Annotated in this window: 13 protein-coding genes and 1 tRNA gene; 8 read left to right on the top strand and 6 right to left on the bottom strand. The window is 60.9% G+C overall.

The window, feature by feature from the left end; translation table 11 throughout:
- Positions 1 to 47: 47 nt before the first annotated feature.
- Both BLW55_RS08835 and BLW55_RS08830 read right to left on the bottom strand, forming a co-directional pair.
- On the bottom strand, positions 48 to 2,126 hold the full coding sequence (locus BLW55_RS08835; RefSeq protein ID WP_090328365.1) for a TRAP transporter permease: 2,079 nt from the start codon (positions 2,124 to 2,126) through the stop codon (positions 48 to 50).
- A 106-nt stretch (positions 2,127 to 2,232) separates the two neighbouring features.
- A complete protein-coding gene (locus tag BLW55_RS08830) occupies positions 2,233 to 3,243 on the bottom strand; it encodes a TAXI family TRAP transporter solute-binding subunit (protein WP_007007035.1) in 1,011 nt (336 codons plus the stop codon).
- A 160-nt stretch (positions 3,244 to 3,403) separates the two neighbouring features.
- On the opposite strand from BLW55_RS08830, the gene BLW55_RS08825 reads away from it, so the two are divergent.
- Positions 3,404 to 3,799, top strand: a complete 396-nt coding sequence (locus BLW55_RS08825; RefSeq protein ID WP_090328362.1) for a VOC family protein — start codon at positions 3,404 to 3,406, stop codon at positions 3,797 to 3,799.
- Between the two features lie 117 nt (positions 3,800 to 3,916).
- Here BLW55_RS08825 and BLW55_RS08820 read toward each other — a convergent pair.
- Positions 3,917 to 3,991: transfer RNA gene (locus tag BLW55_RS08820), tRNA-Gly, on the bottom strand.
- 215 nt (positions 3,992 to 4,206) lie between these two features.
- On the opposite strand from BLW55_RS08820, the gene BLW55_RS08815 reads away from it, so the two are divergent.
- The 4 genes from BLW55_RS08815 to BLW55_RS08800 all read left to right on the top strand — a co-directional run bounded on the left by BLW55_RS08815 (position 4,207) and on the right by BLW55_RS08800 (position 6,812).
- Positions 4,207 to 4,704, top strand: a complete 498-nt coding sequence (locus tag BLW55_RS08815; RefSeq protein WP_007007033.1) for a prolyl-tRNA synthetase associated domain-containing protein — start codon at positions 4,207 to 4,209, stop codon at positions 4,702 to 4,704.
- Positions 4,705 to 4,794: 90 nt separating this feature from the next.
- Positions 4,795 to 5,838, top strand: coding sequence for a thioredoxin (trxA, locus tag BLW55_RS08810; RefSeq protein WP_090328360.1), 1,044 nt, complete (start codon positions 4,795 to 4,797; stop codon positions 5,836 to 5,838).
- A 66-nt stretch (positions 5,839 to 5,904) separates the two neighbouring features.
- Complete coding sequence (locus tag BLW55_RS08805) at positions 5,905 to 6,576, top strand: LON peptidase substrate-binding domain-containing protein (protein ID WP_007007032.1); 672 nt, start codon at positions 5,905 to 5,907, stop codon at positions 6,574 to 6,576.
- Positions 6,577 to 6,611: 35 nt separating this feature from the next.
- Positions 6,612 to 6,812, top strand: a complete 201-nt coding sequence (locus BLW55_RS08800; protein ID WP_007007031.1) for a Trm112 family protein — start codon at positions 6,612 to 6,614, stop codon at positions 6,810 to 6,812.
- Between the two features lie 81 nt (positions 6,813 to 6,893).
- On the opposite strand, the gene BLW55_RS08795 is transcribed toward BLW55_RS08800, so the two are convergent.
- The 3 genes from BLW55_RS08795 to BLW55_RS08785 all read right to left on the bottom strand — a co-directional run bounded on the left by BLW55_RS08795 (position 6,894) and on the right by BLW55_RS08785 (position 9,657).
- Complete coding sequence (locus tag BLW55_RS08795) at positions 6,894 to 7,823, bottom strand: ABC transporter permease (protein WP_025029179.1); 930 nt, start codon at positions 7,821 to 7,823, stop codon at positions 6,894 to 6,896.
- A 6-nt stretch (positions 7,824 to 7,829) separates the two neighbouring features.
- Positions 7,830 to 8,609, bottom strand: coding sequence for an ABC transporter ATP-binding protein (locus BLW55_RS08790; protein WP_090328358.1), 780 nt, complete (start codon positions 8,607 to 8,609; stop codon positions 7,830 to 7,832).
- Positions 8,610 to 8,670: 61 nt separating this feature from the next.
- Positions 8,671 to 9,657, bottom strand: coding sequence for an ABC transporter substrate-binding protein (locus tag BLW55_RS08785; protein ID WP_090328355.1), 987 nt, complete (start codon positions 9,655 to 9,657; stop codon positions 8,671 to 8,673).
- 267 nt (positions 9,658 to 9,924) lie between these two features.
- On the opposite strand from BLW55_RS08785, the gene BLW55_RS08780 reads away from it, so the two are divergent.
- The 3 genes from BLW55_RS08780 to BLW55_RS08770 all read left to right on the top strand — a co-directional run bounded on the left by BLW55_RS08780 (position 9,925) and on the right by BLW55_RS08770 (position 13,694).
- Positions 9,925 to 10,686, top strand: coding sequence for a GntR family transcriptional regulator (locus BLW55_RS08780; RefSeq protein WP_090328353.1), 762 nt, complete (start codon positions 9,925 to 9,927; stop codon positions 10,684 to 10,686).
- Complete coding sequence (locus tag BLW55_RS08775; protein WP_090328351.1) at positions 10,683 to 12,095, top strand: hypothetical protein; 1,413 nt, start codon at positions 10,683 to 10,685, stop codon at positions 12,093 to 12,095. Before BLW55_RS08780 ends, BLW55_RS08775 begins: the two co-directional genes overlap by 4 nt.
- Before the next feature lie 294 nt (positions 12,096 to 12,389).
- Entirely contained in the window at positions 12,390 to 13,694 is a 1,305-nt protein-coding gene (locus tag BLW55_RS08770) for an ABC transporter substrate-binding protein (protein WP_090328350.1), read from the top strand.
- The last annotated feature ends 3 nt before the right edge of the window (positions 13,695 to 13,697 follow it).

Below are 13,697 nucleotides of genomic sequence, written 5' to 3'. Positions count from 1 at the left end.
GTAATCAGCTTTCAACAGCTCGGCAAGACGGGCGTGTGTTCCGGTTTTCAGGAACTGGAGGCGTTCGCTTGCCGGCGTCCCGCGATCTGTCGCAGAAACACCGGAAGAGTGATGATGGCGCCGGCCAGGGTGGCATAGAGATCCGGCGCGACAAAGAGGATGGCGGCGATTGCAAGAAGCAGCCGCTCATAGACGCGCAGCGGTGCGAAAAGCCAGTTTGAGAAGGCTGCGGAGAGCATCCAGATGCCGAGCATTGCGCCGATGGTTGCCAGGAAGAACTCGTTCCAGGTGAAGCTGTCGGTGACTAGCAGCATGGAGGGAGAAAAGACGAAGACGAACGGCACCAGCGCCTTGCCCATGCCAAGCCGGAAGGCGGTGTTGCCGGCCTTGAAGGCGTTGGCACCGGCGATGCCTGCCGCCGCATAGGCCGCCAGCGCCACCGGCGGGGTGATGTCTGCCAGAACGCCGAAATAGAACACGAAGAAGTGGGCCACGATCGGTTCGACGCCGAGCAGGTTGAGGATCGGGGCTGCGACGGCGATCATGATCAGGTAGTTCGCCGTGGTGGGGATGCCGCAGCCCATCAGCACGCAGACGATTGCCGTCATGATGAGGGTGAAGAGCAGGGTGAGCGTGGCAACGCTGAAGAGTTCGAAGGGCAGGAATGCGAGGCTGTCTGCCACGCTCTGCGCCCAGCCGGCGGCAACGGATGTGACCATATAGGCGATCTTGAAGCCGACGCCGGTGAGGGTGACAACGCCGATGATGACGCCGACAAGGGCTGCAGCGGCCGTGACCGAGAGCGAGTATTTCGCACCGACGACAAAACCCTCCCATGTCTCACGGATGCTTTCGGTGATGGCGGTCCTGAAGTCGTGACGGATGAAATTCTGGATGACGAGGACCAGAAGGCAGGCTGTGATGCCCCAGAAAGCTGCGAGATACGGGGTCTTGCCCGACAGCAGAATGGCGACCAGAACGAAAAGCGGGAGCGTGGTGAGCCAGCCGGCCTTGAAGACGGTCCAGGCGACTGGAAGCTCGTCTTTCGTGAGGCCTCGCAGGCCGCGGCGTCGCGCTTCCAGGTGCACCTGCACCAGAACGCCGAAGAAATGCATGAATGCAGGCACGAGGGCGGCGGTCAAGATGGTGGTGAGGGGCACGCCCAGATATTCGATCATGAGAAAGGCGACCGCGCCCATGACCGGCGGGGTGATCTGTCCGCCCGTGGAGCTTGCCGCCTCAACGGCGGCCGCGAAATGGCGTGGGTAGCCGATGCGGATCATCGCCGGGATGGTGAGTGAACCGGTGGTGACGGTGTTGGCAATGGACGAGCCGGAGATCGAACCGAGCATAGCGGAGGAGAGAACCGACACCTTGGCCGGTCCCCCCGAATAGCGCCCGGCAAGGGCCGAAGCGAGGTCGATGAAAAGCTGACCAAGGCCGATGCGTGTGGCGAGGACGCCGAACAGAACGAAATGGAACACGTAGGTCGAGATGACGCCGAGAGCGGTACCATAGATGCCCTGGCTGGTCAGATAGAGATGGTTGACGATGTTGTCCCAGCTTGCGCCCGGATGGGCGAAAATGCCGGGCATCGACTGGCCGAAATAGGCATAGGCGATGAACAGAAGGGCGATCACGGGCAGGGGCCAGCCCATGGCGCGGCGCGTTGCTTCCAGCAGAACGACGATCAGCACCGTGCCCATGATGACATCGATGGGAAGCGGGTCGCCGACGCGGAAGGCCAGTTCGTTGAAAATCCAGGGGACGTAGAGCGCTGACACCGCACCTGCGATGGCAAACACCCAGTCGAGAAGGGGCATGCCAAGCGGGGCAAGCAGCCCGCGGCGCGGTTCGCGCGGCTGATGCCACACGGCGAAGAAGACGAAGATCAGGGCAAGGGTGAATGCGAGATGCAGGCCGCGATGCGTTGTCGCCTGCGGAATGCCGTAGCCCGCCGTGTAGTAGTGATAGCAGGAGAGGATGAACAGCGCGCCACCGGCAATCCAGCCTAACAGCGGAGGCAGGGGACGGAAGCGAATTTCTGAATCAAAACGCTCTTCAAGCGCCTTCATTTCTTCTTCAGTCAGCGCTTCCGCGCGTTCGGTTTCAGACGGGTTTCCCATCCTGCCTGCCCTCTCTGGAAATCGTTCTGTTTGTTGCGCCGAACGACACGGACCCGGCCTGTGGGACAGGTCGGGTCCGGTTTTCAGCGTTCATGTGGGGTGGGCGTTACTCGCCCAGGACACCCGCTTCACGATAGAACTTCTCGGCGCCCGGATGCAGCGGGATGCCGACACCGTCAAGCGCGGTCTCGACGGTGATCTGGCGGCCCTTCAGGTGGCCGGCATCCAGAAGCTTGCGGGTGTTGTCGTTCCACAGCGCCTTGGTGATCTCGTAGATCAGTTCTTCCGACTGGTCGGCGCTGGTGATCCACTGGGCACCGACCGAAAGCGTGGTGACGTCCTGATCGACGCCTTCATAGGTGCCAGCGGGAACGGTGTTGGCGGCGAAGAAGCCATGCTCGCCAGTCACCTTGTCCGCTTCGTCGCCGGCAATGGAGACGAGCGTGATGTCGTGCTGGCTGGCCAGCTCGGCAATGGCGCCGGCCGGGAAGCCGCCGACAAAGAAGAAGGCGTCCATGGCGCCGTCGCGCATGCGCTCGGCGGCCTGATCGGGCTTCAGGTAATGCGCTTCCACGTCTTCTTCGGAAAGGCCGTATGCATTGAGGATGATGCGGGCGTCGACGAGCGTTCCGGAGCCCGGCTCATCAAGCGAAACGCGTTTGCCGGCGAGATCGTCCACGCTGTCAATGCCGCTTTCGGCGCTGGCGACGAGGTGGATTGTCTCGGGATAGAGATTGGCGATGGCGCGCAGCTTCTCGACCGGCTCGCGGTCTTCCCAGATGCCGGTGCCGCTGTGCGCCCAGGTGGCAACGTCCGACTGCGAGAAACCGGATTCCAGCGAACCGCCGGCAATGGCGTTCACATTGGCAACGGAGCCATTGGCCGAAAGCGCGGTGGCGATGAGGCCGGGCACGCCGCAGGAGCCGCCTTCATCGCAGGCGCGGGAGCCGGGTGGATTGGAGATGGCATTGGCGATGAGGCCGCCAATCGGATAGTAGGTGCCGGCGGTGCCGCCGGTGCCGATGCGGAAAAACTGCGGCTGCTGTGCAAGCGCCACACCGCTGGCGGCAAGCCCGCAAAGAACTGCTCCAATGATCGCAAAACGCCGTCTGTTCACGTGATCCTCCCGGAAAATAAAATATGTAACCTTGCGTGAGCTAGCATTCATAAAGCCGGCCATCAATCTTTGATAGCACACAAATGGACGTGTGCATCACAATTATCCCGCGACTCTGCTATCGGGACGCGCTCAGGAAACAATCTGTCAGGAGACAATTTTGGCCAAGTGCATTCACACCATGATCCGCGTCGTCAACGAAGAGAAATCGGTCGCGTTCTACAAGACGGCTTTCGGCCTAGATGTCGCAGACCGTTTTGACTTCGAGGGCTTCACGCTCGTTTACCTGCGCAATTCAGAGGCCGATTTCGAGGTCGAGCTGACTGTCAATAAAGGACAGACTGAACCTTACGATCCGGGCGATGGCTATGGTCATCTGGCGGTTGCGGTGGATGATCTCGATGCCGAGCATGCGCGGTTTAAGGCTGCCGGACTGGCGCCACGCGATATCGTCGCCTTCGAGCGCGAGGGCACGTTGCTGGCTCGCTTTTTCTTTGTGCAGGACCCCGATGGATACAAGATTGAAGTGTTGCAGAAACACGGACGCTATCGTTGAGTGCGTAACCGATATGTGGGCTGGAGGAGATATGCCATCTGGCGTGACTTCCAGCCCAAGACAGCAAAAAGGCCCGGGAAACCCGAGCCTGTAAGCTGTTCGTGTCGCAAGGAAAACTGGAGCGGGCGATGAGATTCGAACTCACGACCCCAACCTTGGCAAGGTTGTGCTCTACCCCTGAGCTACGCCCGCTCGGCTTGTCGCTTCCGACGGCGCGCTTATAGTCTGATCTCGCCGGCAAATGCAACAGGAAATCGACAGCCATAATGCGCTTTTTTCAAAACCGTATCCGACAATGGGTGCGGCGTGCCTGCACTGCCGCTTTCCGCTCCTGCGGGGCTTGCGTCTGCGGTGCCGGTACGGCTACGACCGTGGCGGAAAGAACTTCGACTTCATGAGGCTCGGTCGTGCCGAAATCACCCGAAGCGCTGCTGGAATTCTTGGGAAAACTGGGCATTGAGGCTGAGACCCATCGGCATCCGGCGCTTTTCACAGTTTCCGATTCGCAATCCCTTCGAGGTGAGATTCCCGGGGGGCACACGAAGAACCTCTTTCTTAAGGACAAGAAGGACAATTTCTTTCTTGTTACTGTCGATGAGGACGCGCAGGTCGACCTGAAGACGATCCACCACAAGATCGGGGCGGCGAGCCGTGTTTCGTTTGGCAAGCCGGACAAGCTCATGGAACATCTTGGCGTGGAGCCGGGGTCTGTCACTGTGTTTGGTGTCATCAACGACGATCACCACAGGGTGACAGTGGTGCTCGACGCGGATTTGATGGACAATGACATCATCAACGCGCATCCGCTGACCAACGAGGCGACAACTTCGATCGGTCGCGATGATCTCATGCGTTTTCTTGAAGCGGTCGAGCATCAGCCGCTTGTCTTGAAAGTGACAGAGTGATCGCCAACATTTGTGGCGACGAAACGTATTCTATCGGCTGACCGGCACTCCCTGCAGGCCGCGCCGGACGGAAGCAGAGAAGGGGCCTTTATGACCAACGGCGACAATCCATACGGCAAGCCTGACAATTATGGTGCAGGGGCTGCACAGTATACCACCAAGGTCGATTTTGGTGGGGAGACGCCTGCTTCGGCCCCTGTTTCGGCCCCTGGGGCTCCGGCTGGTCAGGGCTTTTCACTTTCCGACTCGCCGCAGACGCCGGCCGCAGACCTGATCAAGGACACGACGACCGCCGGCTTTACGGCCGATGTCATTCAGGAATCGCGCAATCAGCCCGTGCTGGTCGACTTCTGGGCACCCTGGTGCGGGCCATGCAAGCAGTTGACGCCGATCATCGAGAATGCGGTACGCGCGGCCGGTGGCAAGGTGAAGCTCGTGAAGATGAACATCGACGAGCATCCGGCCATTGCCGGCCAGCTTGGTGTTCAATCGATCCCGGCGGTCTTCGCCTTCAAGGACGGGCAGCCGGTGGATGGCTTCATGGGGGCGTTGCCCGAGAGCCAGGTCAAGGCGTTTATCGACAAACTGGTGGCCGGAGCCGGCGGCGACGAGATCGCGGAAGCGCTCGAAGCGGCGAAAGAAGCCGTTGCCAGTGGCGACCAGCAGATGGCTGCGCAAATCTATTCGGCTGTTCTTCAGCGCGAGCCTGAAAATGTCGATGCCATCGGAGGCCTGGCCGATCTGCTCTTCGAGGCGGGGCAGAAGGAACAGGCCGCGCAGGTGCTGGCCAAGGTGCCGGAGAAGCACAGAGAGGCGGCTCCCATTGCAGCCGTACAGGCCAAGATGGCGCTTGCCGAGCAGGTGGCCGATCTGGGCGACAGCGCGGCGCTGGAGCAGCGCCTGGCCGCAGATCCGAACGACCACCAGGCGCGTTTCGACATGGCGCTTCTTCAGAATGCCAAGGGTGACCGTGCGGCGGCTGCCGAAAGTCTGCTGACCATTGTGCGCAAGGATCGCGAATGGAACGAAGACGGCGCGCGGGCGCAGCTTCTCAAGTTCTTTGAGGCGTGGGGCGCTTCGGACCCGGCGACGCTGTCAGCACGGCGCAAACTGTCGTCGCTGCTGTTCTCATAAGTCTTTCGATTATTTGCCTATTGAGAAGACTGCTCCAGATATCGGTTAAAGATCGGGAGACGTCATGTGAAGGCAGGCAATACCTCGTATCGCAGCGGCCGCGATATCGACAGTGTGATTCCCGTGTTTCCATTGTCGGCGGCCCTGCTTCTTCCGGGTGGGCGATTACCGCTGAATATTTTTGAACCGCGTTATCTTGCGATGACGGATCATGCGCTGTCTGGAACGCGTTTGATCGGCATGGTGCAACCGCGTCTCGACGGTGCGAAGAGGGCTGACGGAGAGCCTGAACTCTGCGATGTGGGATGTGTCGGGCGACTGGGCTCTGTTTCCGAAACGGGCGACGGGCGCTATCTCATAACCCTGATCGGCATCTGCCGCTTCAGGGTGCTGGAAGAACTCAAGGTCAGGACCCCGTTCCGTCAGTGCCGTATTCTCCCATTCGAGGCGGACCTGCATGACAGCTCCGATGAGCAGCAGGTGGATCGTGGCGCTTTGTTGAAGGCGTTGCGCGCCTATCTCGATGCCAACAATCTGGAAGCGGACTGGGATAGTGTGCACCAGGCCGAGGATGCAAGCCTCGTCAATGCGCTGTCCATGATGGTGCCGTATGGTCCGGCCGAAAAACAGGCATTGCTTGAAGCGCCAGATCTCAAAACGCGCGCGGACACGCTGATCGCCATAACCGAGATCGTTTTGGCGCAGGGCGATGGCGAGACAGGGCACCGGCTCCAGTAGAGAGCGGGCCTGACGTGGAAACTGGAGCGTTTGTGATGCAGGATGATGACGAAGGCAGAAACGAGGCTGCGCTGGACCCCAAGCTTCTGGAACTTCTCGTCTGTCCGTTGACCAAGGGGGCGTTGCGCTGGGACGCGGAGAACAGCGAGCTGATCTCGAAGAGCGCGAAACTTGCGTATCCCGTCCGAGACGGGATTCCCATCATGCTGCCGTCCGAGGCGCGGCCTCTCGAATAGAGCGGCTCACCGTTTCATGGAAACGATCAACCGCTCTATCTGATTTTCCCATCAATGCTTTGAGGCCATGCCCGGAGTTTTCTACTCGCGGAAGCTCTCACGCGGCGTTGCTGCTTGCCGGCCGCGCGTGGCGCGCAGCGTGGGCAGGGCGAGCATTAGAAGCACGAATGCGCCGGTGGCGAGCTTCAGGTCCGGTGGAGGCATGCCTGCCGCCAGGCACAGCGAGACAAGCTGGTAGTAGACCATCGCACCGGCGAAGGGTGCGAGGAGCTGCCGCCACACGGTCGCCTTGCCGACGATGGCCTCGCCGATCATCAAGGCTGCAAGGCCGTTGATGAGGATGCCGAGGCCCATGTTCACATCGGCGAAGCCCTGCGACTGCACCATCAGTGCGCCGCTGAAAGCGGAGAACGCCCCGGCAAGGCCGATGCCGCCAATGGTTGCTGCCCAGACATTGATGCCCTGTGCTTCGGCCATCACCGGGTTGGCGCCCACGGCACGAACCGCCGTGCCCTTCTCCGTCGTGAAGAAGAAGTTGAGCGCCAGGAATATGGCGAGCGTGATGACGCCCACCGCGATGATCTTGGCGAGCGGGAAGCCCGGCTGCACGAACGGCACCCAGTCGAAGATGGTTTCCGTGCCGAACACCGAAAGGTTGGAGCGGCCCATGATGCGCAGGTTCACGCTGTAGAGCATGGTCATCACGAGAATGCCGGCCAGAAGCGTGTGGATGCGGAAACGCAGATGGATAAAGGCGGTGCAGCAGCCGGCGACGAAGCCGGTGAGCAGTGCCAGTCCGATGGCCGTGAGGGGGCCGAGGCCGGAGGCGAGCGCCACGCCGCAGACGCAGCCGCCTAGCGGGAAGGCGCCCTCGCTGGTGAGGTCGGGAAAGCTCAGCATGCGGAAGGGGATCATGATGCCGGCCACGACGAAGCCGAGGATCAGGCTTTGCGCGAGCGTGACCGGGATGAGTGCGACGAAGCTTGTGAGCGTGGTTTGCAGAAAATCGATCATGGGTCAGCTCGCGAGCAACATGCTGTCGGTCTTGGTGGCGAAATGGCCGATCAGGTCGGGCACGGTCACATTGGCCTTTTCTTTCCCGCCGATTTCCAGATGCACACGGCCGGCATTGAGCATGATGACGCGGTGGCCGTAATCGACGGCATGCTGCATGTTGTGGGTGACCATGAGTGTGGTCAGCTTGAGTGCCTCCACAGCGCGTACGGTCGCCTCCATCACGATGTCGGCGGTGCGCGGGTCGAGGGCGGCTGTGTGCTCGTCGAGCAGCAGGAGGTCGGGTGAGCCGCCCACCGCCATGATGAGCGACAGTGACTGGCGCTGGCCGCCGGACAGAAGATCGACGCGCGTGTTGAGGCGCTCTTCGAGGCCGAGACCTAGAATCGCAAGCCGTTCGCGGTAGTCGGCAAGACGCCTGGCGTTGAGCCCATGGCGAAGCGTGCGCCTTGTGCTGCGCAGTTCTGCCAGAAGCATGTTTTCGGCGACGGTCATGCTTGCAGCGGTGCCGAGCATGGGATCCTGGAACACGCGGGCGATGCGGGTGGCGCGCTTGTGCACCGGCAAAGCCGTTATGTCGTCGCCATTGATGAGAATCTGGCCCGAATCGAGCGAGAGCGATCCGGAAATGGCGTTGAGCATGCTGCTCTTGCCCGCCCCGTTGGAGCCGATCACGACGCCGAATTCGCCAGTTTTGAGGGTGAGGCCGAGCCCGTTCAGGGCGATCTTTTCGTCGGGTTGTCCCCGGTAGAACACTTTGCGTGCGGCACGAATTTCCAGCACCGGCGCCTCCTTGAAGTTGACGCGGCGTCCATGGGGCGCCGCGTCCTGATTTTCTGCCGTATCAGTCGACGATGCAGTCGCAGTCGGCGAGCTCTTCAGGGATATCGAGGCCGAAGGCAGCCATGGCCTTTTTCGAGATGCGCGGCGAATGATCCTCATAGGCCGGGTTCATCGGCGGGATCGACTTGGGGTCCGTCCCATCGAGAATCTGCAGCGCGATCTTGCCGGCGTTGAGGCCGACCTGCTGGTAATTCACGGCAAAGCTTGCCGGAACCACGCCGTCGGACACGGCGCCATCATCGGAGTTGATGATCGGGATGCCGGCCTGCCGCGCGGCAGCCGAAACGGCGGCAATCGCGGGCTGGAGCAGGTTGGAGGCGGGCGTATAGATCACGTCGGCCTTGCCGGCGAGCGACGCGATGCGCTGCTGAATGTCGTTCACATTGTCGACGCCCACGGGCACGACCTCGAAGCCGGCAGCCGGGGCAGCTTCCTGGACTTTCTCAAGCAGTGCCACGTCGTTGGCCTCGCCCGGATTGTAGGGCTGGCCGATGCGCTTTGCGTCCGGAACGAGTTTCTTGGCGAACTCCATGACGGCGGCAACGTCCTGAAGATCGGTTGCGCCGGTCATGCCTTCATCGCCGGCTTCCCAAGAAGGAACAAGCTTGGCGGCCACCGGGTCGGTGACGGCTGAAAAGACGATTGGAATGCCGGATCCGGAAAGCGCCTTCTTGGCGATCTGCGAGACCGGTGTCGTCACGGTGTACATGAGGGCCGGACCCTCGGCCTGCAGCTTAGCGATCATCTGCGGCACGAGCGAAGCATCGAAATTGGTGTGGCTCTCGGAATAGACAACGTCCTTGCCTTCTTCGTAGCCGCTAGCGGCAAGAGCGTCCTTGAAGCCCTGGATCGCCGTGTTGAGCTGCGGGTGCTCACCGAAATTTGCAATGCCGATGCGGATTGGCTCGGCACTGGCAGCGCCGAGGCCGAGAACCACCGCGCCAGCAGCCACAATGCCACGCAGCGATAAGCGTGATTTTACAGTCATGTCATTCCTCCCAGAGGCCGCGTGGGCCTGTAAATCGGGAGCAGCCTGCCGGCTGCGTCCTCGCCCTACATAACAATCAGAGACTGCCCGGTTTCCCACTGCAATCCTTGCCGGACGGCGCTCCGCATGCCACATGCGGATCCTCCCCATCCATTTGAAAGGCCATCATATCGTCGGGGCAATGCCTGTCAAACACTATATATAATCGTTGAATGGGCCAGAAATTATATATACTTTTGTTCCCGAGGAGGAGCAGAATTGCAGCATATGGTGGTGGATGACGCGGAGCCGCTGACGAAGACCGAAGCGGCCTATCATCAGCTTCGGCGCGACATTCTGGCGACACGGTTGATGCCGGGGGCGCCATTGCGGATCGCTGCGCTACGCAAGGCCTATGGGTTTGGCTGGACGCCATTGCGCGAAGCGCTTTCGCGGCTCGAAGCCGAGCGGCTCGTTACTGCCGAAAGCAATCGCGGGTTTGCGGTTGCGCCCGTTTCGCGGGCAGAACTGGAAGATCTCTCCAAGGCCCGATTGGCCGTGGAAACCACGCTTCTGGAGGAATCCATACGCAAAGGCGGTACCGACTGGGAGGCTGCAGTCGTTACGGCACACTACCGCCTGTCGCGCTGTCAGATACCGGCAAAGGGGCTTTCCGATGATGCCCTGCACGACTGGGTGGAGAAGCACCAGGCATTTCACGAGGCACTGCTTTCCGCAGCCGACGCGACCTGGCTGAAGCATTTTTACGCCCAGATATGGGGCCAGCTTTGCCGGCATCACATCTTCCTGACCGTGACGCCGGCGCTTCGCGCCGCCGCAGGCGCGGAGGAAGGGTATGAAGCGGCCATTGAGGCGCTCGACGCGGCCATGTCCCTTGACCAGCACACGCAACTCATGGAGCTTGCTCTAGACCGCAATCTGGAGGGGGCGCTGGCACTGATGAAAGAGCATGTGGGGCTGACCGTTGACGTTTTCACACTTGCCGATCTGGATGGCATGACAGCCGGAGCTGCCGGAACGCAGGCATGAACGCAATCGGCAGGCGTGCCGTATCTGCGGGCGCGGCGCTTTGCTTTTCTGGCGGTGCGGCGTGGGCCCACGCATCCGAGCGCGGCTATGTGCTGCTTCTGCCGACCGACTATTATCTCTTCGGTGGCATGCTTGCGGTTGCCCTGAGCTTTCTCATTCTCGTCTTTCTGCCGGTTCAGGGCGTTGAACGGCTGCTGTCGCGCCGCATTTCGCTTCTTCCCATGCCTCTGGATGGCCGAGCCGTAACCAGCACCCTGTCCTTCCTCGCTCTGGCGGCCATTGTCTATGCGGGGTTTCAGGGTAGTCGTGATCCACTCTCCAACCCATTGCCGCTGGTGATCTGGACCCTGCTCTGGGTGGGTGTCACCGTCGCGCAGGGACTGCTCGGCAATCTCTGGGCGTGGATCAACCCATGGTATGGGCCGTGGCGGATGCTCGTGCGTGCCGGTTTGCCTGAAGGCGGGATCCGGCCTTTACCAGCAGTGCTGGGGCGCTGGCCGGCCTGCCTCACCCTGTTCGGCTTCGCATGGTTCGAACTGGTGTATCTGGCGCCCGCCGATCCCGAGCGACTGGCGGTGGCGGTCTCGCTCTACTGGGGCTTCACTTTCGCGGGCATGGTCCTGTTTGGCCATGAAAGCTGGTGCACACGTGCGGAGTTCCTGTCGCTCTTTTTCGGTATGCTCTCGCGCCTTTCCCTGTTCGCCCTGAGCGGGGAGGGCAGGCGAAAGAGGCTGGTGCTCGGTCTGCCGGGCCACAAGCTTGGAGGCGCGGCGGCACTGTCGCTTTCCGGTGTCGCCTTTCTGCTTCTGGCCTTGAGTTCGGTTTCCTTCGACGGGCTCAAACACACTTTTTTCTGGCTCGATCTTATCGGGATCAACCCGCTGGAATTCCCCGGTCGCTCGGCGGTGACCGGGGAGAGCTCGCTTGGGCTTGTCGTGATGTTCGGGCTTCTTTTCTCCGGTTTCATGGGCGCGGTCTGGCTTGGCTGCCGGCTGGCCGGAAAGCGGGGCGTGCGGAAGCTGGCGGGACTTCTGGCGTGGTCGATCATTCCCATCGCGCTTGCCTATCACTTTTCGCACTATATGGTTGGGTTTACCATCAACAGCCAGTATGCGCTTGCGGCGCTCTCGGACCCGTTGATGCGTGGCTGGAACCTGTTCGGCACGGCAGGCATGCATGTTCAGGCGGGCGCTACGCTTGGCGCGCAATCGGCCTGGATCATCTGGAACGCGCAGGCCGTGGCGATCATTGGCGGGCATGTGCTGGCGGTGGTCCTGGCGCATCTGATTGCCTATCGGCATTTTGGATCGGCACGGCTCGCGACCGTCAGCCAGATCCCGCTTGCTGTCCTGATGGTCGGATATACGGTTTTTGGCCTCTGGCTGCTCTCCGCCCCCACCGCTGGCTGAAAACAGCGGATTGCTGGAATAAATTTTCTTGATACGCGTTTTGGCACGCCCGCAATTCTGCTTTGAGTGGGTTCGTGGTAACTCTTTGTTTCTTCGCGTCTTTATCCCCCATTGCCAATTTCGCTGCAGCGCAAAATGGCTTAAAACACCGCTGTGTTTCCCTTGGGGCATGTCCTGTTGCCAAGGGAATGGATTGGTGATTTAGTTTGTACACAAGTGATTTTTCCGACGCTGGAAAATGCTTCCAACCGTTGGAAATGCTCGGTCAAACGATCACAACAATGGGGAACCGGCATGAGTGAAAATCGCAAGTCTTTGATTAATTTAAACGGCGGTCTGACGCGCAGGTCCGCGCTCAAGGGGTTGGGAGCAGCGGCGGGTCTGGTGGCTGCACCCGGCTTCGTGCGCTATGGCCAGGCGCAGTCTTCCGAACCCATCAAGATCGGTTTCCAGTGCCATCGCACCGGCATCGGCGCGGCCTATGGGCGTTGGTATGAGCGGGTGACGACGGCTGCTGCCAAGCGCATCAATGATGCCGGCGGTATCAATGGGCGTCCGCTCGAGATCATCATCGAGGATGATGGCACGGACCCGAAGCGCGGCGCGGAAGTGGTCGAGAAATTCGCCAACCAGCACAAGGTCGATCTGGTCTATGGCACGCTGTTTTCCCACGTGGTGGTTGGCTCCGCGCCGGCGGCGGGCGAGCTGAAAATTCCCTACTACGTGGTGAGCGAGGGCTATCACGTGGCTTCGGGCAAGATGAACCGCTACTGCGTGCAGCCAGGCATCACCGATGTGAAGGCGCAGGCGCGCTCCATGGCACCGTGGATTGCAGGCAATCTCGGCAAGAAGGTTACGCTGGTCTATCCCGATTATGCGTTTGGCCATGATCACCGCGATTTCTTCACCCCGGCTATTGAGGCGCAGGGCGGGCAGGTGGTGGCCAAAGTGCCGATCCCGCCAACGGAAACCTCGTTCACGCGCTATTTCCCGCAGATCCCGCGCGACACGGATGTGATTTACCATGTGATGGTGGGGCCGGCCGTGCTGACCTTTGTGAAGGAGATGGGCGAGTTCTTCGGCTCCGGTGGGCCGCAGCTCTTCGGCTTCATCGATTCGCTCGAGGCTGTCGACATGGGAAGCCCGGGGCTGGAATTCCTCGAGGGCAGCCATTTCTGGGAAGGCATGCCGCGCTATGCGCAGCCCGACCAGCCGGACTATGTGACTGCCTATCGCGAAGCCGCGGGCATCGACGAGAATGGCGCCAGCGTCAACGATGCCAAGGATGTGTCAACCGCTGCCCATATGTTTGGTTGCTGGGAGACCCTCAACATCATCAAGGCATCGATGGAAGCGTGCGATTACAAGGGGCCGGATGACCGCGCCGCGATGATCGAGGCCACCGAGGCGATGACCGAGATGGAGGCCGGGCCGGACCATCCGCAGGGCAAGAAGCTGTTTAACGGCAAGATCCACCAGGTCTTTGGCGAACAGAGCATCAGCCAGGTGAAGGACGGCAAGCTGGAAGTGGTGCATCGCACCTCCATCGAAGATGGGGCGTATGAGCCCGAGGCCGACTACACGGCAATGCCGTTCTGACAT

The sequence above is a fragment of the Nitratireductor aquibiodomus genome, assembly GCF_900105565.1.
Lineage (GTDB): Bacteria > Pseudomonadota > Alphaproteobacteria > Rhizobiales > Rhizobiaceae > Nitratireductor > Nitratireductor aquibiodomus.
Note: the sequence above shows the minus strand (reverse complement) of the source record. Positions and strands in the feature narration are given on the sequence as shown.